The organism is Aeromonas sp. 603607 (assembly GCF_049171595.1).
GTDB lineage: Bacteria > Pseudomonadota > Gammaproteobacteria > Enterobacterales > Aeromonadaceae > Aeromonas > Aeromonas veronii.
In genome coordinates this window covers 82,658-104,187 of record NZ_JAAKOV010000011.1, presented here as the reverse complement: position 1 = coordinate 104,187, position 21,530 = coordinate 82,658, and the positions used below count along the sequence as shown (strand labels likewise).

The following is a 21,530-nucleotide window of genomic DNA, read 5'->3' as shown; positions in this document are numbered from 1 at the left end:
TCGCGTCTGAACCGAGGTTCTTCCGAGCCGCGCTTACCGTGGTCGATTAGGCTGCCTAATCGACCCTAACGACGGCAGTAGTCGATGATCAGGTCCATAAAGGCTTCACCGAAGCGTTCCAGCTTGCGGTGACCGACGCCGTTGATGGCCAGCATCTCGTCTTCAGTCATCGGCATCACTTGAGCCATCTCAACCAGGGTCGCATCGTTGAACACCACGTAGGGCGGCACCTCTTCGTCCTCGGCAATCTGCTTGCGCAGGCCTCGCAGCTCCTTGAACAACCGTTTGTCGTAGTTGGCGTTATCGAGCAGGCCGTTGCGCTTCTCCTTGCGGCTGGAGATAGGCTGCAGGCGGGGCACCGCCAGCTCCAGCTTCACATCACCACGCAGCACAGGGCGGGCCGCTTCGGTCAGCTGCAACACCAGATTGCGAGTGATGTTCTGGGTCAGCAGCCCCTTGTGGATCAGCTGGCGGATCACGCTCATCCAGTATTCATGGCTCTGATCCTTGCCGATGCCGTAGGTCGAGAGCTTGTCGTGGCCGTGATCCTTGATGCGCTGGTTGAGGGAACCGCGCAGCACCTCCACCACATAGCCCACCCCGAAGTTCTGCCCCACCCGCCAAACGCAGGAGAGTGCTTTCTGGGCATCTTCGGTGCCGTCATAGCTCTTGGGCGGATCGAGACAGATATCGCAGTTGCCGCACGGCTTGTCGTTGTACTCGCCAAAGTAGTTGAGCAGCACCTGGCGGCGACAAGTCTGCGCCTCGGCAAAGGCTGCCATCACGTTGAGCTTGTATTGCTCCACCTGCAGCTGCTGCGGGTTCTCGATGTTGTCGAGCAGGCGGCGCACCCGACCGATATCGGCGGGATCGTAGAGCAGCAGCGCCTCGGCGGGAGTGCCATCGCGCCCGGCGCGGCCGGTCTCCTGATAGTAGGATTCGATGTTCTTCGGGATGTCGTAGTGCACCACGAAGCGCACATTGGGTTTGTCGATGCCCATACCGAACGCCACCGTCGCCACCACGATCTCGATGTCATCCTTGAGGAAGGCATCCTGGGTCTGCTGGCGCTGCTCGAGCGGCAGCCCCGCATGATAGGGCGCGGCCTTGCAGTCGTGGCGGGATAGCCGCTCGGCCACCTCCTCCACCCGGTTGCGACTGGAGCAGTAGACGATGCCGCAGTTGCCCTTCTGGCTCTGCACGTAACGCAACAACTGTTCGGCCGCCTTGAACTTCTCCACCAGGCTGTAGCGGATATTGGGGCGATCGAAGCTGGCGGTGTGGATGAAGGGATCGTTGAGCTCCAACCGGTGCAGCATGTCGCTGCGGGTCGCCTCGTCGGCAGTGGCGGTCAGTGCTACCACCGGCACCTGCGGGAACCACTGCTTGAGTCGCCCCAGCGCCGCATACTCAGGCCGGAAATCGTGGCCCCACTGGGAGACGCAGTGCGCCTCGTCGATGGCGAACAGCCCGAGCGGCAGCTCGGCCAGCCGATCCATAAACTCGTGCTGCAACAGTCGCTCGGGGGAGACATAGACCAGCTTGATCTCGCCGCGACGCATGGCGGCGAAGTTCTGAATCATCTCCTCCCGACTGAGGGCCGAGTTGATGTAGACCGCCGCTACGCCGTTGGCGCGCAGGCTGTCGACCTGATCCTTCATCAGCGAAATTAGGGGAGAGACCACCACACCGAGCCCGGGCCGCAGCAGTGCCGGGATCTGGTAGCAGAGCGACTTGCCGCCACCGGTGGGCTTGAGGACTAGCGCATCGCGCCCCGCGACGATCTGCTCGATGATCTCGAGCTGACCCGGCCGAAACTGCTGATAGCCGAAGACCGCCTGCAGCAGGGCAAGCGGACTCTCTGGCTGAGGATCTGGCAGGGTTTCGGCAATCGCGGTCATGGGCTCTCCTTTGGGGTCGCCATTCTAAAGCAGCCGCCGCCCACAATAAACCTGCCATTGCGACTGTTAAGGAACTGTTGCAGACTGGCTGGAGTTTTTACTCGGCTTTGATGACAAGGATTGGGATCAGAGAATGAAACAGATGCTCAAGAAGATGGCGCTCAGTGGCATTGCCAACCTGTTTGCCGAGAAGATGCCGTTCAACAAGCTGATCGGCATGCAGGTGACCCACTACGACTTCGACAAGGTGGAACTGCGCATCAAGATGGACGAGAAGCTAATCGGCAACCCCTTCCACAACATCCTGCACGGCGGTGTCACCGCCACGCTGCTGGATGTGGCGGGCGGCATGATCGTCGCCGCCTCCTGCATCGACGAGCTGGAGGAGTTCTCCCCCAGCTATCTCAAGGAGCGCTTCGCTCGCCTCGGCACCATAGATCTGCGGGTGGACTACCTGCGGCCGGGGCGCGGCAACGAGTTTATCGCCACCGCCCACATCATCCGGGCAGGCAGCAAGGTGGCCGTCGCCCGGATGGAGCTGCACAACGAAGAGGGCACCCACATCGCCTTCGGCACTGGTACCTATCTGGTGGGTTGAACCAAGTTAGTGCATAAAAACCACGCGGCTAATCTACTTTTAATCATTAGATTCCTTACCCCCTCTGGCCGAACAAGGTCCATACTGATAGTCGGGATTGTGTGCAGAGGGAGGATTGCAGGCGATGAGTGCGAAACTGGCCATCAAACCATCCAGAGCCTTGTTGACACAGCTCGAGTCCATGCTCGACGAGGTGCAGACACCCGAGTGTCGCCACTGGTTGGAACAGGAGCTTGAGGGGTATTCTCTCTCCTCACCCCTGCCTTGGTATCGCATCGTTCCCTGTCGGCAACGCGGTCACTTTCTGGATCTGAAAACGGGAAAATATTTGACCTGTCATATCAACAGTCAAACGCTATGCCAACGCGATCTGGCCCAAATTCAGTTCATTTATGCCCGTGAACCCGCCGCCCACTATTTGCTGCAACGCAATTCCGGTATTGAACCCTGGCCAGAACAGCTGCTGGAAGATTATCAGGAGCAGTTGATCCCCGGCCATCTATGCCTGCAAGCCTGGCATGAGCCCGTTATTTCATTACGTGCACAACTGATGGAGGGAATAGAACATTTCATTAGTGAGTACCCCAAGCACGCGGCCTTGCTGCCTCAACACAGTTTCAAGGCTTTGCGGCATCAGCACTGGCATATCTGAGTAAGCGCCTGGCGCGCAAGGAGGGCACCATAGACAAGACCCATAGCGAGATTGCCACAATCTAGAGTGCCGGAGTCAGGATCAGACTCCACCGATGGGCCACCGAGCGGTGGCCCTTTTAATGTCTGTGGGCTTGCTTCGACCCTGCATACATCAAGTCAGATCACTTGGCCAGGTAACAGGTCAGCAGCTAATGAAAAACCGAGTAACTGGAAGGAAAATGCAAAAAGGCCGCTCTATTGAGCGGCCTTTTCAAATTTGGTCGGTGTGAGAGGATTCGAACCTCCGACCCCTTCGTCCCGAACGAAGTGCGCTACCAAGCTGCGCTACACACCGATGTCTGCGGGACGGGAATTTACCGAAAGCCCAGACCTGACACAAGCCTTTTTTGCATTTTGCAGGAAAAAAAGTGCTGTTCGCTCAACTATTCAGCACTCTTTTCATCCGTTTACCGGGCTGCAGCCAGCTGGTGACATTCCGGTAACCGACTGTCAGGCCAGGCGCAGGGATGCCGGTCCCAGCAGACGGCGCTGCCAGTCAGCCACAGTGCCATGCTCCAGCCAGTCGGCTGCATGCTGGCGCCAGTTGGGGGAAAGGGCCGGATTCTCCAGCAACATCAGCAGATCCGCTTCATTGCGCACCTGATTGAATAGGATATCCGCCGTGCGCTTCACCGTCAGTTCGGGATAGGGTCTGTCTACCAGCTCCATGGCCGACTCCGGCGACACCCTCCCCTCCTCCAGCACCCGCAGCAGCCAGCCACAACGGCCATTCAGTTGTATCACCTGCGACATCTGGCCATAGCCAAAGCGCTGGTTGAGCTTGAAACAGGGGGATCTCGGCTGGCTGATCTGGATCAGTGCCTCGCCGAGTCGATAGACATCGCCAATGCAGGCTTGCACCTCGGTCAGACCGATACCGGAGAGGTTCTCGCCAAAGGCGGCAGGTTGCCAGGGGGTACGTGGCGCAGGCAAGTCCAGTGCGGTTTGCCAGGTCTGCCACCAGAGATAGTGATCGGCAGGATAGTAGTGGAGCGCCCGATCCGGGCCACCGTGGTGGCGCAGGTCACACTGCTCATCCCCTTCCAGACCGGCAAAGGTACAGCGAACTGGTGCAGAGATCGGTTGCTTGTGAATGGCACTGGTGAGGCCGGGCACCAGCTCGGTGCCACGACCGCTAAAAAGGGTGATCCGCATACTCATCCTCCAGATTGACGAGAGTAGGCGGATCTTATCATGCCGTCAGACCACGGCCTGCATCTGGGTGGTCATGGCGATCTCGGCACGACGGCGCTTCTCCGCCCTGGCCATCAGATACCAGCTGCCAAAGGTAAAGAGCGATACCGACAACAGGATCAGGCTGGCTACCGCGTTGATCTCGGGTTTCACCCCGAGCCGCACCGCCGAGAAGACCTCCATCGGCAAGGTGGTCGAGCCCGGGCCGGAGACGAAGCTCGCCAGCACCAGATCATCCAGCGACAGGGCAAACGACATCATGCCGCCTGCCGCCAGCGAGGGGGCGATCATCGGGATGGTGATCAGGAAAAACACCTTCCACGGCTTGGCGCCGAGATCCATTGCCGCCTCCTCGATGGAGAGATCCAGCTCCCGCAACCGCGCCGACACCACGATCGCCACGTAGGCGGTACAGAAGGTGGTGTGGGCGATCCAGATGGTCAGCATGCCCCGTTCGGCGGGCCAGCCCACCAGCTGGGCCATGGCCACGAACAGCAGCAGCAGCGACAGACCGGTGATCACCTCGGGCATCACCAGCGGCGCCGTCACCATGCCGCCGAACAGGGTGCGACCACGGAAGTGGGGAATTCGGGTCAGCACGAATGCCGCCACCGTCCCCAGCGCCACCGCGGCGATCGCGGTGTAGAAGGCGATCTCCAGCGAGCGGAACACGGATCCAATCAGCTGCTTGTTGTCGAGCAGGCCGAAATACCACTTGAGCGACCAGCCACCCCACACCGTCACCAGCTTGGAGGCGTTGAAGGAATAGATCACCATGATGATCATGGGCAGGTAGATAAACAGCAGCCCAAGCCAGAGCATCAGCTTGGCAAAACCGAAACGTCTCATCATGCCTTGCCCTCCAGCTCTTTGGCCTGGTTACGGTTGAACAGGATGATCGGAATGATCAGCACCGCCAGCATCACCACCGCCAGCGCAGAGGCAACCGGCCAGTCGCGGTTGTTGAAGAACTCCTGCCACAGCACCTTGCCGATCATCAGGGTCTCCGGGCCGCCCAGCATTTCCGGAATAACGAACTCCCCCACCACCGGAATGAACACCAGCATGCAGCCGGCGATAATGCCGTTCTTGGAGAGCGGCACCGTGATCTGCCAGAAACGGGTCAGGTTGCGCGCCCCCAGGTCGGAGGCAGCCTCCAGCAGGCTCTGATCGTGTTTGACCAGATTGGCGTAGAGCGGCAGCACCATGAAGGGCAGATAGGAGTAAACGATGCCGATATAGACCGCCAGGTTGGTGTTGAGGATCTGCAGCGGCTCGTCGATCACCCCGATCCCCAGCAAGACGCTGTTGAGCAGTCCGTTGTTGCTGAGGATCCCCATCCACGCATAGACCCGGATCAGAATGGCGGTCCAGGTCGGCATCATGATCAGCAGCAGCAGAACGGTCTGGGTCTCCTTGTTGGCCCGAGCGATGGAATAGGCCATCGGATAGCCAATCAGCAGGCAGAGCAAAGTGCTGACGAAGGCCATCTTGAGGGAGCCCAGATAGGCCGCGATATAGAGCTCATCCTCCTGCAGCAGCAGGTAGTTGCCCATATTGAGCAGGATGGTGAGCTGATTGTCGGCCCAGCTCACCACGTCGGTGTAGGGCGGGATCGCCACATCCGCTTCCGCAAAACTGATCTTCACCACGATGACGAAGGGCAGCAGGAAGAAGAGGAACAGCCAGAAGAAGGGGATGCCAATCACCAGTCGGCGCCCCCCGACCCGCTTTAGTCGTTGCAAGAACTTCATGATTGCAGCACCACGCCGCTGTCATCTTCCCAGTAGAGGAACACCTGGTCATCCCAGGTTGGCCGCTTGCCGTGGCGTTCGGCATTGGCGATGAAAGCCTGAACGATTTTGCCCGAGGGCAGCTGGATGTGATAAACCGAGTGACCGCCCAGATAAGCGATGTCATAGACCTCACCCTTGGTCCAGTTGAAGTCCGGGTGCTCGATCTCCTCCGGCTTTTGCAGACTCATCAGCAGTTTTTCCGGCCGCAGGGCGTAGGTCACCTTCTTGTTTTCGGCGCGGGAGCTGATGCCGTGGCCCACATAGATGGGCTGCTCCAGATCGGCGCAGGCGATGGTGGCGTGGTCCTGCTCATCCTCCACCAGCAGGCCGTCAAACAGGTTGACGTTGCCGATGAACTCGCACACCAGCCGACTGGCCGGAGTCTCGTAGATATCCATCGGGCTGCCGATCTGCTCGATGCAGCCGAGGTGCATGATGGCGATCCGCTCCGCCATAGTCATGGCCTCTTCCTGATCGTGGGTCACCATGACGCAGGTAACCCCGACCCGCTCGATGATCTCAACCAGCTCCAGCTGCATCTTGGAACGCAGCTTCTTGTCGAGCGCCCCCATGGGTTCATCCAGCAGCAGCAACTTGGGACGCTTGGCCAGGGAACGAGCCAACGCCACCCGCTGACGCTGGCCACCGGAGAGCTGATGCGGTTTGCGACGGGCATACTGGGTCATCTGCACAAGCTTGAGCATCTCCTCCACCCGGGCATCAATCTCGGCCTTGGGCAGGCCATCCTGCTTGAGGCCAAAGGCGATGTTCTGGGCCACCGTCATATGGGGGAACAGGGCGTAGGACTGGAACATCATGTTGATGGGGCGTTCATAGGGGGGCATGTCGGTGATGTCGACCCCGTCGAGGAACAGCCGCCCCTCGGTCGGGCGCTCGAAACCGGCCAGCATCCGCAGCAGGGTCGATTTGCCGGAACCGGACCCGCCGAGCAGGGCGAAAATCTCCCCCTTGTGAATATTGAGAGATACGTTATCGACCGCCAGCGTTTCGTCGAACTGCTTGCTTACCCGATCAATTTTCACCAGCACTTCTTTGCGCTGCTGACTGCCCTCGAGGGCTTTCTTGTAGGCACTGGAGGCTATCGCCATTACCAAACTCCCTAACGTGATACTGGCCTCACGGCCAATCCATAAAAGCGATTTGGCGCCCCAGAGCGGGCACCAAGGTCAGGTACCGGACTTGATCTTGCTCCAACTCCGGGTGATTTGACGCTGTACCGCGCGGGAATGTGCCTCCTGCACATAGAGCCGCTCCAGCACAGCCTGAGGCGGATAAACCCCCTCATCATTGCGCACCGTCTCATCCATGAACTCGCCAGCCTTGGCATTGGGGTTCGCATAGCCCACATAATTGCTGACCTTGGCGATCACCTCGGGCTGCAGAACATAGTTGATGAGAGCATGTGCCTCTTTGACATTGGTGGCATCAGACGGGATCGCCATCATGTCGAACCAGAGATTGCCCCCCTCTTTAGGAATGCTGTAGGCAATCTTCACCCCCTTGCCTGCCTCGTCGGCACGGGCTGCCGCCTGCAAGATGTCGCCGGAAAAGCCCGCTGCCACACAGATATCGCCGTTGGCGAGATCACCTATGTATTTGGAGGAGTGGAAGTAGGCCACATAGGGGCGCACCTTGAGCAACTGCGCCTCGGCGCGCTTGATATCGGCCGCGTCCTGGCTGTTGGGGTTCAGACCAAGGTAGTTGAGGGCAGCCGGGATCATCTCGTCTGCCGAGTCGAGGAAGGCGACGCCGCAACGGGAGAGCTTCTCCATGTTTTCCGGCTCGAAGATGGCCGCCCAGGAGTCGATCTTGTCGACCCCCAGCACCGCCTTGATTTTGTCGACGTTGTAGCCGATGCCGTTGGTTCCCCACAGATAGGGCACTGCGTACTGATGGCCCGGATCCACCTTCTCGAGCTGCTTGAGCAGCACGGGATCCAGGTTGGCCAGATTGGGCAGCAAGCTCTTGTCCAGCTTCTGGAAAGCCCCCGCCTTGATCTGCTTGGAGAGGAAATTATTTGAGGGCACCACCAGATCGTAACCGGTCCGTCCGGTCAGCAACTTGCCTTCCAGGGTTTCGTTGGAGTCAAATACGTCATAGACGGTCTTGATCCCGGTCTCCTGCTGGAAATCGCTGAGGGTGGTCTCGCCGATATAGTCAGACCAGTTGTAGAAATGGAGCACAGGGGCTGCCTGGACTGCATTCGCCAATCCCATGGTCAGCGCTATGGTTAGCAATCTGGTTGTATTCACGGTGTCAGTTCTCCTGTTCAGTGGTTGACCGTCTGCGCATCCATTCGCGCGGCCCATCCGGATGGATGGCATCACTACCCTCCCGGCCGAACTGCGGACCGGGAGGGGTATTCGTTACTTACTTACCGGACTTGATCTTGGTCCAGCTGCGGGTCATCAGACGCTGCACCTTGGCCGGCAGATCCGGGAAGGTGTAGATCTTCTGCAAGGTTGCAGAGTCCGGATAAACCCCCGGATCGGTACGGATCGCCTCGTCAACCAGCGGGGTCGCCGCCTTGTTGCCGTTAGGCGCCTGCACCTGATTGGTGATGTTGGCGATCACGTCGGGCTTCATCAGATAGTTGATGAAGGTGTGGGCCGCCTCGACGTTCTTGGCATCCGCCGGGATGGCGATCATGTCAAAGAAGCTGCCAGCCCCCTCTTTCGGAATGGTGTAGGTCAGTGCCACGCCATTTTTGGCTTCCGCCGCCCGCGCCTTGGACTGCTGCAAATCCATGGAGTAACCGACAGCAACACACAAGTTGCCGTTGGCCAGATCCGAGATGTACTTGGAGGAGTGGAAATAGGCGGTATAGGGACGGATGGAGAGGAACAGCTCCTCGGCCTTCTTCAGCTCGTCCGGCTTCTGGCTATCCGGTTTGAAGCCCAGATATTGCAGGGCGGCCGGTAACATTTCGGTCGGCGAGTCGAGGAAGGAGACGCCGCACTCCTTCAGCTTGGCCATGTTCTCCGGCTTGAACACCAGATCCCAGGAGTTGAGCGGCGCATCGGCCCCCAGTACGGCCTTCACCTTCTCGGCATTGTAGGCATAACCGATGGTGCCCCACAGATAGGGGATGGAGTACTGGTTGCCCGGATCGCTCGGGTCGAGCGCCTTGAGCAGGTCGGTATCCATATTTTGCCAGTTGGAGAGCTTGGACTTGTCCAGCTTCTGGAACACGCCAGCCCTGATCTGTTTGGCCAGGAAGGGGTTGGACGGCACCACGATGTCGTAGCCGGATTTACCAGCCAGCAACTTGGCTTCCAGTACCTCGTTGCTGTCAAACACGTCATAAACCACCTTGATGCCCGTCTCCTTCTGGAAGTTTTCCAGGGTATCCGGGGCGATATAGTCGCTCCAGTTGTAGACGTGCAACACCTTCTCTTCAGCCATTGCTCCGGCACTTGCCATGACCAGAGCCACAGAGGCAGCGATCACTCCCGTTTTGAAAGACATCATCCTTGTCTCCTAAGCAAATTGTATGCGCATGCCAACCTGCCTGGCGGCAGCTATCCCTTCAGCTTTGCAGCCGTCAGATCCAGACTGAGCCTGGCTAGCTTGACCAATTCATCAACCTGTTCCTCGGTGATCACCAAGGGGGGCGATATGATCATGGTATCGCCTACCGCCCTCATCACCAAGCCATTGTTAAAACAGAATTCCCGGCAAGTCATCCCGGCATTGGCATGGGCCGGGAAACGCCGGTTGGTCTGCTTGTCCTGGACGATTTCCAGGGCGGCGACCAGCCCGCGGCCACGGGTTTCACCCACCAGCGGGTGGTCAGCCAGCTCTGCCCAGCGGCGCTGCAAATAGGGGCCGATGGTATCATGCACTCGCTTAACTATGCTCTCCTTTTGCATAAGCTGGATATTGGCCACCGCCACCGCGCAAGAGACCGGATGGCCAGAGTAGGTGAAGCCGTGGTTGAACTCGCCCCCCTCTTCCACCAGCCCCTTGGCAACCCGGTCACTCACCATCACAGCGCCGAGCGGCATATAACCGGAGGTAATCCCCTTGGCCAGACACATCAGATCCGGCTTGATGCCAAACCCTTCGCTGGCAAACCAGTGGCCGGTACGGCCAAAGCCGCAGATCACCTCGTCGGCTATCAGCAAAATGCCGTAGTGATCGCAGATGCGCTGGATCTCCGACCAGTAGCTGTCAGGCGGAATGATGACACCGCCCGCCCCCTGGATCGGCTCGCCGATAAAGGCGGCCACCTTCTCCACCCCCAGCTCCAGAATCTTCTGCTCCAGTTGACGGGCCCGCTCCAGCCCGAACTCGTGGGCACTCATCCCCTGCCCCTCACCGAAGTGATAAGGCTGGTCGATGTGCACTATGCCGGGAATGGGCAGACCACCCTGGGCATGCATCCCTTTCATGCCACCCAGACTCGCCCCCGCCACTGTGGAGCCGTGATAGGCGTTGTGGCGGCTGATGATCACCTGTTTTTCCGGTTGCCCCTTGCTGGCCCAGTAGTGGCGCACCATCCGCAGCACGGTGTCGTTGCACTCGGAGCCGGAGCCGGTAAAGAATACATGGTTGAGATGGGATGGCGTCACTTCGGCCAGCAAGGTGGCCAGCTCGATCACCGGCGGGTGCGTGGTCTGGAAGAAGAGGTTGTAGTAGGGCAACTGCTGCATCTGACGGGTGGCGGCATCCACCAGCTCCTGCCGACCATAGCCCATATTGACGCACCAGAGCCCCGCCATGCCGTCCAGAATGCGCTTGCCTTCGGAGTCTTCCAGATAGACGCCGCTGGCTTTGGTGATGATACGGCTGCCCTTCTTGTTCAGGGCCTGAAAGTCGGTAAAGGGGTGCAGGTGGTGGCTGGCATCCTGCTGCTGCCACTCACGGGTAGTCTGTTGCATTGTTAGCTCCTCGGTTCCTTCGATTTAGCTGGTTCTGTTCGTCAATCATCAGGAGGGCTGCCACTCCCGCAATCACTGCCACTTTCGCGTGGACTGCGGCACGGCCTGCTCCTCACATCCTTCAATTCGAGCCAAAAACTGTTATCAACCATGCAACCAGAGCGGTGGCGAGCCAACTTCCGCTCACAACCATCCGCAGGCGGAGGCACTCCTCCATCCCGTATTACCGGTTACAGGCAGGGGAGGCAGCCTGCCTCCCCGATTCGGACGATGCGTGGCCGGCACGCATCCGGGTCAGACGTTCAGCAGCAGGAACTCTCGCTCCCAGCGGCTGATCACCCCGAAGTAGGTCTCGTACTCTTTGCGTTTGACCGCGACAAAGGCGCGTGTGAAGCGCTCCCCCAACATCTCCTTGATCGGCTCGCACTGTTCGAGATGGCTGAGCGCCTCCTCCAGCGAGCGGGGCAGACTGTAGGGCAGGTCGTAGGCGCTGGATTTCATCTCCTGCATGGGCTCCAGCTTCTCCATCATGCCGAGATAGCCGCACGCCAGGGTGGCGGCCAGCGCCAGATAGGGGTTGGCATCGGCACCGGCGAAGCGGTTCTCCACCCGGCGGGCACTCGGGTCGGAGAAGGGTACCCGCAGACCACAGGTGCGGTTCTCGACACCCCACTGGACGTTGCGTGGCGCGCTCTCACCGAAGGTGAGGCGGCGGTAGGAGTTGACATTGGGAGCCAGCAGGGCTGTCACCGCCGGGGTGTACTTCTGCAGACCTGCGATGAAATGCATGAAGAGTTCGGAGTTGCCGCCATCCGGGGTACCGAACAGATTTCGACCGTTCATATCCTCCAGACTCTGGTGGATGTGCATGGCGGAGCCCGGCTCGTTGCTCATCGGCTTGGCCATAAAGGTGGCGTAGATGCCGTGGCGATGGGCCGCCTCACGCATGGTGCGCTTGAAAAGGAACACCTGATCCGCCAGATCGATGGCATCCCCGTGCAGGAAGTTGATCTCCATCTGGGCAGCACCGGACTCGTGGATCAGGGTATCCACCTCCAGCTCCTGCGCTTCGCAGTAGTCATACATGTCTTCGAAGATGGGATCGAACTCGTTGACCGCATCGATACTGAAGGACTGGCGAGCTGTCTCCGGACGGCCGTTGCGCCCTACCGGCGGCATCAGCGGATAGTCGGGGTCTTCGTTGCGGGTGACCAGATAGAACTCCAGCTCGGGCGCCACCACCGGCTTCCAGCCCTGAGCCTCGTAAAATGACAGAACCCGACGCAGTACGGAGCGAGGTGCAATGTCGATCAGCTTGCCGTTGACGTCGTAACAGTCATGGATAACCTGAGCGGTAGGTTCCAGCGCCCAAGGGACGAAACGGATGGTGTTGGGGTCAGGATAGAGCTGCATGTCCCGCTCCAGCGGATCGATCATGCTGTCGTCATCCGGATATTCACCGGTCACTGTCTGGGTGAAGATCACCTCGGGCAGACGCATGCCCCCTTCTCGCAAAAACTTGTTGGCTGGGATGATCTTGCCCCGGGCGTTGCCGGTGAAATCAGGGAAGAGACACTCCACTTCCGTGATGCGATTGCTCTCCATCCAGCCCTTGATACTGTCCATGTTAAACCCCGACTCTACGGTTGCCATTGGCAAGGGTGTCTAATATATGGAACACCCTTGTTATCAAATTGTAATCAACACCACCATAAAAGCCCGCTATCAGGGGTAATGTCAAGCAGTGGTGTTTAAAAAACTATAAATAACGGCGCATATAATGACCAAGTCGGCACCAAATACTAAACACTCGTGGTCTCGCCTCTCCCCAGTGCAAAGCCGGTGCCAACCGGCCAAAACCAGATGTCAGATCCCGTCAGATCAGCCGCTAAAGGGGCCATTTTTTTGCAAAGGCGCACAATCCCTGTCCTATTTGCTTTGCTTGGCTGCTTTTTTTTGGTACAAGGCCCGCCCTGATTTGCACTCTCTTGCATGAAAACGGTGCAAATCAGACGAGAAGGGCTTGGTCTGCAGGCAGACAGCCCCCATAAACAGGGATAATTGGGTTAGTAAACTGACTGGTAGTAAATCGTATGTGTGATTTCATGACTGAAGACCAACTGGCCTTTTACAAGGGGCAGATCGAGCGGCAGATCGCCGAGCTCGAAGAGCGCCTGAACTCCCAGGCCAGCCAGGCCATCGCCACCGACACCAACGAGATGGCCGATGAAATTGACCGTGCCAGTATCGAGGAAGCCCGCCGTCTGGAGCTGAACCGCATCGAGCACGACAAGCTGCACCTGCGCAAGCTGCGGGGCGCATTGAAGCGCATCAGCGAAGGGGATTTTGGTTACTGCGAATCTTGCGGTGACGAGATCTCCCTCAAGCGGCTGCATGCCCGTCCGGAATCCCGTTTCTGCGTCGAATGCCAGAGCACCAAGGAATTTAACGATACCCACGTGTTCCGTCGCGTCGCCTGATTCTTCGAAGAACCGTCACCATTCTGGTGCAACAGACGCCAGCAAGGCAGGGCACCGCGCTCAAACCTTGCACAACGCCTCGCAGCAAGATGGTGACAAGTTCTGTTAGACTCCGGACACCTTCCGGAATCTACAGGAGAACAGAGAGTGAAATGGCTCATCAAGCTGTGTTTGTGCCTGCCACTGCTGGCACAAGCACAGGTTCTGACGGTCAAGGTCCCCAGCCGTCCCGTCAACAATCTTGACCAGGAGTACCAGTACAAGCTGCTGGAACTGGCCCTGACCCGCTCTGGGCAACCCTTTCGCATCCAGCCTGTCGAACTCGACCTCAACCAGTTCACCCTCCAGCAGCAGCTGAGCAAGGGCAAGACCATCAACGTCTTCTGGATGGGCACCTCCAGCGCACTCGAATCCTCCCTGATTGCCGTCCCCATTCCGCTGTTTCGCGGGCTGGAAGGATTGCGGCTGTCCTTCATTCACGCGGATGCCCAAGAGAAGTTCAACCAGATCAATACCTTGGCCGGCCTCAAACAGCTGAAGGCGGCACAAGGGGTCGGTTGGGCCGATAACAAAATTCTGGAAAATGCGGGCATCCCGACCTTCTCCGGCCGATACAGCAGCCTGTTTCGCCTTATCAACGACGGCGACAAGATCGACTTCTTCCCGCGCGCCCTGGTGGAGATCTTCGCCGAGCGCAGCGAGCTGGTGGCGCAGTATCCCAACCTCGCCATCGAGCAGCATCTGCTGATCCGCTACCCCTTCGCCCAATTCTTCTTCGTCAGCCCCGAATACCCCAAGCTGGCCAAGGCGATTCAGACCGGGCTGGAGCGGGCCTATGCCGATGGCAGCTTCATGAAGTTCTTCAATGACAACCCCAAGATCCGCGAAGCGCTCGCCAGCGCCAACCTCGATCAGCGGGTCACCATCGCCCTGCCCAATCCGGATATGACCCCGTTGCTAAAATCCATTCCGGCCCAATATTGGGAGTATCCACCGCAAGGATAAGCATCACGAACGCCTGACCACGAAGGTCAGGCTGCGAGAACACAGTGCGCCAGGGAGGTGCCATGAAGGGAATCCAGGAGTGGTTTGAGGAGTACGGCCAGAGCCATCGCCATCCGGTCAACGTCGCCATCCATAAGCTGGCGGTGCCGGGCATCTATTTCTGCTCGCTGGCGCTGCTCTGGTGTCTGCCACACGGGCCCTTGCCAGAGATCCTCAACTGGGCGGCAGTGGCGGCTATTCCGGTGCTGCTGTTCTATCTGCAGCTGTCGTTTTCGCTGTTCGCGGGGATGGCCGGGCTAACCGCACTGGGACTGTGGATCTGCCACCAATGGCAGGGGCCGCTGCTGTGGCCCGCGGTGGCGGCGTTCGTGATTCTCTGGATAGCCCAGTTTGTCGGCCACAAGATCGAGGGCAAACGCCCCTCCTTCCTCGCCGACCTGCAATTTCTGCTGATAGGCCCCGCCTGGGTGCTCGCCAGCCTCTATCGTCGCCTGGGCATTCCCTATTGAGGAGTGCCGGGCCAACAGGAGAGACCATGACACATAACCACACGCGACATAATGCCCTGCGCCGCGCCCTGCCCCTGCTGCTGGGGGCCCTGTTTGCCGGCCCGGCGCTGGCCGACAAGGCCGACCCGGTCGGTGAAGTGAGCACAGCCTTCAAGCTGTTTGGCCCCAACCACAAGATCCTGGTGGAGGCATTCGACGACCCGCGCATCGACGGTGTCGCCTGCTATCTGGCGCGCCCCAAGACAGGTGGCGTCAAAGGTGGGCTGGGACTGGCGGAAGATCCCTCCCACGCCTCCCTGTCGTGCCACCAGATCGGCCCCATCACCCTGCCCGAAAAGCTGAAAGCGGGGGAAGAGGTGTTCGATGTCAGCACTTCGCTGGTGTTCAAGGAGCAGAAAGTGGTGCGTTTTTACGACAAGAAACGCAATGCACTGGTTTACCTGACCTACAGCACCAAACTGGTGGATGGTTCGTACAAAAGTGCAGTCAGCGCCGTTCCCATCATGCCGTGGGGACAATAACCAGCCGGTTTGTCCGGTGATAGCTGACCCATTTTGTTGTAATTTGACGACACACACGCTGCGGAGCACATACCATGAAAGTCGCCGTATTCAGTACCAAGAGCTATGACAAAGAGCATTTCAACCAGGCCAACAGCCAGTACGGCTTCGACCTAGAGTTTTTCGATGTGCGGCTGGAGGCCAAAACGGCCCGACTGGCTCACGGCTTCCCAGTGGTGTGTCTGTTCGTCAATGACGACGCCGACCACGAGGTATTGACCGAACTGGCTGCCAACGGCACCCAGGTGATCGCCCTGCGCTGCGCCGGTTACAACAACGTGGACCTGGCCGCGGCCAAAGAGCTGGGGCTGAAAGTGGTGCGGGTGCCCGCCTACTCCCCCGAGGCGACCGCAGAACACGCGGTCGGCATGATGATGTGCCTCAACCGCCGCATCCACAAAGCCTATCAGCGCACCCGCGACGCCAACTTCTCGCTGGAGGGGCTGGTCGGCTTCAACATGCATGGCAAGACCGTTGGCGTCATCGGCACCGGCAAGATCGGTCTGGCCGCCCTGCGCATCCTCAAGGGCTTCGGGGTTCGCCTGCTGGTCAACGATCCTTACCAGAATCCGGCAGCCATCGAGCTGGGTGCCGAGTACGTGGATCTCGATACCCTGTTCCGCCAATCCGACATCATCAGCCTGCACTGCCCGCTGTTCAAAGAGAACTACCACCTGTTGAACAAGGAGGCGTTCGCCAAGATGAAGGACGGGGTGATGATCATCAACACCAGCCGTGGCGGTCTGCTCGACTCCAACGCCGCCATCGAGGCGCTCAAGACCTCCCGTATCGGCGCACTGGGGCTGGACGTCTACGAGGAGGAAGAGGATCTCTTCTTCTCCGACAAGTCCAACGAGGTGATCACCGATGACGTGTTCCGCCGCCTGTCTGCCTGCCACAACGTGCTGTTCACCGGCCATCAGGCGTTCCTGACCCGCGAGGCGCTGCACGCCATCGCCGATACCACCCTCGGCAATATCCGCGCCATCGAGATCCAGGGCCGCTGCGACAACGAAGTGGAATAAGGGCTCGCCCTCTCTTCGTCACGCGCCGGGTTGTGAGACCCGGCGCCTTCGGGTAGGCTAGCCCCCCTTTTTTATTCAGGAGTCTGGCGCCCATGTTTATCGGATTTGATTACGGCACCTCCAACTGTGCCGTGGCCGTGATGGAACAAGGTAGCCCCAGGCTGCTGAATCTTGGCGCATCCCGCTATCTCCCCTCCACCCTGCATGCCCCCCACCGGGATGCTATCGCCGGTCTGTTGGCTGAAGGGCTGGCCCCCGCCCAGCAGGCGGAATACCTCAAGCTGCGTGGCCCCGTGGTCACCCGCGCCCAGATGGTTCGCCGCCAGATGCGCGAAGAGGGACTGATCGACGAGCTGAGCTTTGGCGGCGCTGCACTGGAGCGCTATCTGGAAGAGCCGGACGACGGCTACTACATCAAGTCACCGAAATCCTTCCTCGGGGCTTATGGCCTCAAGGCTCCCCAGATCGCCCTGTTTGAAGACATCGTCTGCGCCATGATGCTCCATGTCCGCCAGCAGGCGGAGCAGCAGCTCGGCGCCCCGATCCGCCAGGCGGTGATCGGCCGTCCGGTCAACTTCCAGGGTCTGGCGGGGGAAGAGAGCAACCAGCAAGCTATCGCCATCCTGACCGAGGCAGCCCGTCTGGCCGGTTTCGAGCAGGTGGAGTTCCTCTATGAACCGGTGGCCGCCGGGTTTGAATTCGAGGCGCGCCTCACCGAAGACGCCGTGGTGCTGGTAGTGGATATCGGCGGCGGTACCACCGACTGCTCCATGCTGCGGATGGGCCCGAGCTACCGAGATCAGCTGGATCGCAGCGGCGATCTGCTCGGCCACAGCGGCCAGCGGATCGGCGGCAACGACTTCGATATCCGCCTGACGGTGGAGGGGATGATGCCGCTGCTCGGCATGCACGAGACCCTCAAGACCGGCAAGCCGCTGCCCCACCCGCTGTTCTGGGATGCGGCCGCCATCAACGACGTCAGCGCCCAGAGCCGCTTCTACAGCCTCGACACCGCCCGCCAGCTGCAGGATCTGCAGCTCGACAGCCAGCCCGGCAGCAAGTTGGGGCGTCTGGCCAGCCTGCGGGCCCACAAGCTGAGCCACCAGCTGGTGTGGCGTGCCGAGCAGGGCAAGATCGCCCTCTCGGAGCAGGAGCTCAATCGCCAGTCGCTGGCCGAGCTGGAAAAAGGGCTGGAAGCCGAACTGACCCGCGAACAGCTGGCTAACGCATCGACCCTGCTGCTGGAGAAAATTGGCGAGCTGATGGACGAAGCGATTGCCGCCGCCGGTGTGCAGCCGGATCGCATCTTCGTCACCGGTGGTAGCGCCCGCTCGCCGCTGATCGCCAGCTTTATCCGCCAGAAGCTCCCGTCCATCCCGCTTGAGGGTGGCGATGACTTCGGCTCGGTGGCCGCCGGTCTCGCCCGTTATGCCGAGCGGCTGTTCGCCAACTGAGCCCTGAGATAGCGTAAATCGATGGCAACATCACCCGTGTGTTGCCATTAAGCGACAGTCGTGCGGGACAAGGGGCGACAGAAGCGGTCGGTCGTCCCCTCTCCCGCCCTGCTCCCGACTGCCCAAAAAGGGTATTCTTGACGCTCCCCCAACCGGAGCCCCCTCATGCCCAGATTGCCCTTTTTGCTGATCCCCCTGTTACTGCTCGCTGGCTGCAGCTCGACCGCCTTTGTTCAGCAAGATCTGCAACACCACCACTGGGTACTGAGCAAACTGGATGGCGAACCGATCAAGGCCCCCCGCGACAATCCCCCCGATTTCGAGATCGGCGAGCACTTCACCGTCAACGGCATCGCCGGTTGCAACCGCTACTTCGGTCAGGGCCATCTGGAAGATGACAAACTGTGGGTCACCAGTCTGGGCAGCACCGAAATGGCCTGCATGCCACCGCTCGACACCATCGAACAGGCCGTGCTGACCACCCTTACCGAGGGGGCGACCTTGAGCGGCACCAGTCAGAACCTGATCCTGCAGGGCAAACAGCACCGTTTGGAATACACCTTGCGCGACTGGGTGTTCTAGCGCTCACAAAGCCGCATCACAAACAGGAACATGTTGTCCGGCTGTGGCACAATATGAGGCAGAGTTCGCAACGGAGGCTGCCTCAGCCATGTCGATGGATCGCCTGTTTGACAAGATCAAACAACTCCCCACTATTCCCAAGCTGCTGCACGAGTTGATGCAGAGCTTCAACGACGAGAATGCCCGCATCGACGAGATTGCGGCCAAGATCGCCATGGATCAGGTGATCAGCGTCAAGGTGCTGCGGATGGCCAACTCGGCCGCCCTGCGCCGGGGCAACGAAGTGACTTCTATTGAACAGGCGGTGATCCGGCTCGGCTTCAACCGGCTGCGCTCCGTGGTGGTCGCCTCCGGCATCATCGGCACCTTCAAGGCCCCGCCCAGCTTCGACAAGAACAAGTTCTGGACCGAGACCTTCCAGGTCGCCACCATAGCCAAGACCCTGGCCCAGGAGGCCAAGGTGATGGATCCCGAGACCGCCTTCACCTGCGCTCTGATCCACAACATCGGCGAACTGCTTATCCAGAGCACCTTGCCGGAAGAGGCCGAGCTCATCAACATGGCGATCCAGAACGGCAGCAGCCGGGTCGAGGCCCAGCGGGAGATGCTGGGCTACGACTATGCCCAGCTTGGTGCCGAGCTGGCGCGGCGCTGGAACCTCTCCGAGGCCTTCGTCGATGCCATCTCCCAGCAGCTTGACCCGCTCTCCCACGATCCAGTCAGCAAGGAGGCGGTGCTGATCCGCCTCGCCGTGTTTATCTCCTTCGCCTGGAACGCGGGCGTGCCTGCCCAGGCCATCATCGCCCGCTTCCCTAAACCGCTCGCCGACCAGTTGGGACTGGATCCCAAGTCGCTGGCAGGCCAGCTCGAAACATTGCATGAACAGGGTAATGCCCTCGCCGATCTTCTGACTCAATAAGCATCATGACCCATCCGTTTCTGTTTCATCCCCAGGTGGCGCCCTGGTTCAAAGAGAGCGCCGACGCACTGCAATTGACCCTTTTTAGCGAGCTGGATGCGCCGATCCGCGAGGTATGGCTGCGCCACGAGCCGGATAACGAGGAGTACCTGATCCCGATGACGGCAGTCTCCACCCGCGATCGGCTGCAGGTATGGCAGGCGACCCTGCCGCTCATCAAAGGACAAGATATCCACCTCTACAGCTTCAAGTGCCTCACCGACGAGGAGCAGTGGTGGCTGCACGGGGCGGGCGTCAGCGCGTCCATGCCGCCACGGGAGCAACATTTTCGCTTCAACAGCCTGCACCAGCCACCGGCCTGGGTGCAGGATCAGGTGTTCTATCAGATCTTCCCCGACCGCTTCTGCAACGGCGATCCGTCGCTGAGCGTCAAGCATCACGAGTACGAGTACCGTGGCAAGGCGGTGATCAGCAAAGCGTGGGGTGAGCCGGTCAGTCGTCATGAAGAGGGCCACGGCGCCTGCGAATTTTACGGCGGCGATCTGGCGGGCATCGATGCCAAGCTGCACTATCTGCAATCTCTCGGGGTGACGGCGCTCTACCTCAACCCCATCTTCGATTCACCGAGCAACCACAAGTACGACACCCAGGACTACTTCAAGGTGGATGCCCACCTCGGCAGCAACGAGCAGTTCGCCGAGCTGACCCGCAACCTGCACCAGCGCGGCATGAAGATCATCCTCGATGCGGTGGTCAACCACACCTCTACCGAGCACCCCTGGTTCTGCCCGCCACTGGGAGCCCAGAGCAACCCGGACTCCCCGTGGCGCAGCTTCTACACCTTTGATAAAGAAGGGGATTACGTCAGCTGGAAGGGCATTCGCAGCCTGCCCAAGCTCGACTTCTCCTGCGAGAAGGTTCAGGACGCCGTCTATCGGGCTGACGACGCCATCCTCCGTTACTGGATGCGCGCCCCCTACCAGATCGATGGCTGGCGCTTTGACGTCATCCACATGCTGGGCGAGCGCGGCACCGCCGAGGGCAACCGCAGCCATGTGCGCGCCATTCGCGGGGCGGTGAAGCAGGAGAACCCGGACGCCTATGTGCTGGGTGAGCACTTCTTCGAGGCGAGCCAGTGGCTGCAAGGGGATCAGGAGGATGGTGCCATGAACTACTATGGCTTCGCCCACCCGATCCGCGCCTTCCTGGCGGGGCAGGATATCGCCTACCACCCCATCAAGATCAGCGCCGAAGAGCTGGATCGCTGGCTCAAACTGGCGCGGGCCCACATTCCGTTCAAGAACCAGCTGGCCCAGTTCAACCTGCTGGACAGCCACGATACCGCCCGCTTCCTCCACCTGCTGGGTGAGGACAAGCAGCGGATGCAGCTGGCCGCCACCCTGCTGCTCACCTATATCGGTGTGCCCTCCATCTACTACGGCGATGAAGTGGGGCTCTCTGGCGGCAACGACCCGGACTGTCGCCGCTGCTTCCCGTGGAATACCACAGACTGGGATCACGTGCTGCACGACCACTATCGCCGGCTGATCCAGATCCGCCGCCAGCGCCCCTCCCTGCGCCGTGGCGATATCCAGACCCTCTACGCCGGGCCCCACAGCTATGTGTTCGCCCGTACCCTGCAAAGCGATCAAGTGGTAGTAGCCTGCAACCGCCACCCGAGCGAGCCGCGCACCATCAGCCTGCCCCTGTGGCAGACCGCCAGCCCTGCCAGCCGCTTCACCGACGCCTTCAACGGTGAGAAGTTTGAAGTGGTGCAGGGCGAGGTGCAGCTCACCATCCCCGCCAACTCGGCCCGGGTGCTGATCTCCAGCTGAGCGGGCAACTTACGCGCTGAAAAGCAAAACCGGAGCCCAAGGCTCCGGTTTTTTATTCCATTCAATCCACCATGA

20 protein-coding genes and 1 tRNA gene are annotated in these 21,530 nt (G+C 59.9%); 11 read left to right on the top strand and 10 right to left on the bottom strand.

Going from position 1 to position 21,530, the window contains the following annotated elements:
• Positions 1 to 65: 65 nt before the first annotated feature.
• Complete coding sequence (recQ, locus tag G5315_RS12075) at positions 66 to 1,901, bottom strand: ATP-dependent DNA helicase RecQ (RefSeq protein ID WP_421333104.1); 1,836 nt, start codon at positions 1,899 to 1,901, stop codon at positions 66 to 68.
• Positions 1,902 to 2,034: 133 nt separating this feature from the next.
• On the opposite strand from recQ, the gene G5315_RS12070 reads away from it, so the two are divergent.
• Both G5315_RS12070 and G5315_RS12065 read left to right on the top strand, forming a co-directional pair.
• Positions 2,035 to 2,499: a thioesterase family protein gene (locus tag G5315_RS12070; protein ID WP_005355465.1), complete on the top strand. Its 465-nt coding sequence runs from the start codon at positions 2,035 to 2,037 to the stop codon at positions 2,497 to 2,499.
• 124 nt (positions 2,500 to 2,623) lie between these two features.
• Entirely contained in the window at positions 2,624 to 3,151 is a 528-nt protein-coding gene (locus tag G5315_RS12065) for a hypothetical protein (protein WP_005356927.1), read from the top strand.
• Positions 3,152 to 3,410: 259 nt separating this feature from the next.
• Here G5315_RS12065 and G5315_RS12060 read toward each other — a convergent pair.
• From G5315_RS12060 to G5315_RS12020, 9 genes are all read right to left on the bottom strand, one after another.
• A tRNA-Pro gene (locus G5315_RS12060) sits at positions 3,411 to 3,487 on the bottom strand.
• Positions 3,488 to 3,642: 155 nt separating this feature from the next.
• Positions 3,643 to 4,347, bottom strand: a complete 705-nt coding sequence (locus G5315_RS12055) for an MOSC domain-containing protein (RefSeq protein WP_421333103.1) — start codon at positions 4,345 to 4,347, stop codon at positions 3,643 to 3,645.
• Between the two features lie 45 nt (positions 4,348 to 4,392).
• Entirely contained in the window at positions 4,393 to 5,238 is an 846-nt protein-coding gene (locus tag G5315_RS12050) for an ABC transporter permease subunit (RefSeq protein ID WP_005340701.1), read from the bottom strand.
• On the bottom strand, positions 5,235 to 6,140 hold the full coding sequence (locus G5315_RS12045; protein ID WP_005340703.1) for an ABC transporter permease subunit: 906 nt from the start codon (positions 6,138 to 6,140) through the stop codon (positions 5,235 to 5,237). The genes G5315_RS12050 and G5315_RS12045 overlap by 4 nt, the downstream gene beginning before the upstream one ends.
• Positions 6,137 to 7,291, bottom strand: coding sequence for a polyamine ABC transporter ATP-binding protein (gene potA, locus G5315_RS12040; protein ID WP_005340704.1), 1,155 nt, complete (start codon positions 7,289 to 7,291; stop codon positions 6,137 to 6,139). The genes G5315_RS12045 and potA overlap by 4 nt, the downstream gene beginning before the upstream one ends.
• Positions 7,292 to 7,369: 78 nt before the next feature.
• Positions 7,370 to 8,455: a polyamine ABC transporter substrate-binding protein gene (locus G5315_RS12035; RefSeq protein ID WP_201937656.1), complete on the bottom strand. Its 1,086-nt coding sequence runs from the start codon at positions 8,453 to 8,455 to the stop codon at positions 7,370 to 7,372.
• Between the two features lie 118 nt (positions 8,456 to 8,573).
• Positions 8,574 to 9,671: an extracellular solute-binding protein gene (locus tag G5315_RS12030; protein WP_201937706.1), complete on the bottom strand. Its 1,098-nt coding sequence runs from the start codon at positions 9,669 to 9,671 to the stop codon at positions 8,574 to 8,576.
• Between the two features lie 53 nt (positions 9,672 to 9,724).
• The gene (locus G5315_RS12025) at positions 9,725 to 11,086 is read right to left on the bottom strand and encodes an aspartate aminotransferase family protein (protein ID WP_421333102.1); all 1,362 of its coding nucleotides are present in this window, start codon (positions 11,084 to 11,086) and stop codon (positions 9,725 to 9,727) included.
• A 294-nt stretch (positions 11,087 to 11,380) separates the two neighbouring features.
• Positions 11,381 to 12,712 carry a glutamine synthetase family protein gene (locus G5315_RS12020; protein WP_005342613.1) on the bottom strand — a complete coding sequence of 444 codons (1,332 nt, stop codon included), beginning with the start codon at positions 12,710 to 12,712 and terminating at the stop codon, positions 11,381 to 11,383.
• Between the two features lie 467 nt (positions 12,713 to 13,179).
• Between G5315_RS12020 and G5315_RS12015 the strand changes: the two genes are divergently transcribed.
• From G5315_RS12015 to malZ, 9 genes are all read left to right on the top strand, one after another.
• A complete protein-coding gene (locus G5315_RS12015; RefSeq protein WP_421231146.1) occupies positions 13,180 to 13,566 on the top strand; it encodes a TraR/DksA family transcriptional regulator in 387 nt (128 codons plus the stop codon).
• Positions 13,567 to 13,713: 147 nt separating this feature from the next.
• Complete coding sequence (locus G5315_RS12010; RefSeq protein WP_421231147.1) at positions 13,714 to 14,571, top strand: hypothetical protein; 858 nt, start codon at positions 13,714 to 13,716, stop codon at positions 14,569 to 14,571.
• 62 nt (positions 14,572 to 14,633) lie between these two features.
• The gene (locus tag G5315_RS12005; RefSeq protein WP_219296766.1) at positions 14,634 to 15,080 is read left to right on the top strand and encodes a DUF962 domain-containing protein; all 447 of its coding nucleotides are present in this window, start codon (positions 14,634 to 14,636) and stop codon (positions 15,078 to 15,080) included.
• 26 nt (positions 15,081 to 15,106) lie between these two features.
• Positions 15,107 to 15,601, top strand: coding sequence for a CreA family protein (locus tag G5315_RS12000; protein ID WP_005355485.1), 495 nt, complete (start codon positions 15,107 to 15,109; stop codon positions 15,599 to 15,601).
• 74 nt (positions 15,602 to 15,675) lie between these two features.
• Entirely contained in the window at positions 15,676 to 16,665 is a 990-nt protein-coding gene (locus tag G5315_RS11995) for a 2-hydroxyacid dehydrogenase (RefSeq protein WP_421231148.1), read from the top strand.
• 92 nt (positions 16,666 to 16,757) lie between these two features.
• Positions 16,758 to 18,119, top strand: a complete 1,362-nt coding sequence (yegD, locus tag G5315_RS11990) for a molecular chaperone (protein ID WP_118854446.1) — start codon at positions 16,758 to 16,760, stop codon at positions 18,117 to 18,119.
• 165 nt (positions 18,120 to 18,284) lie between these two features.
• Positions 18,285 to 18,701: an META domain-containing protein gene (locus G5315_RS11985; RefSeq protein ID WP_005340725.1), complete on the top strand. Its 417-nt coding sequence runs from the start codon at positions 18,285 to 18,287 to the stop codon at positions 18,699 to 18,701.
• Between the two features lie 88 nt (positions 18,702 to 18,789).
• Positions 18,790 to 19,620, top strand: coding sequence for an HDOD domain-containing protein (locus G5315_RS11980; RefSeq protein WP_005355498.1), 831 nt, complete (start codon positions 18,790 to 18,792; stop codon positions 19,618 to 19,620).
• A 5-nt stretch (positions 19,621 to 19,625) separates the two neighbouring features.
• Positions 19,626 to 21,455 (top strand): maltodextrin glucosidase, encoded by a 1,830-nt coding sequence (gene malZ / locus G5315_RS11975; RefSeq protein WP_421231149.1) that lies wholly within the window; start codon positions 19,626 to 19,628, stop codon positions 21,453 to 21,455.
• Positions 21,456 to 21,530: the final 75 nt, after the last annotated feature.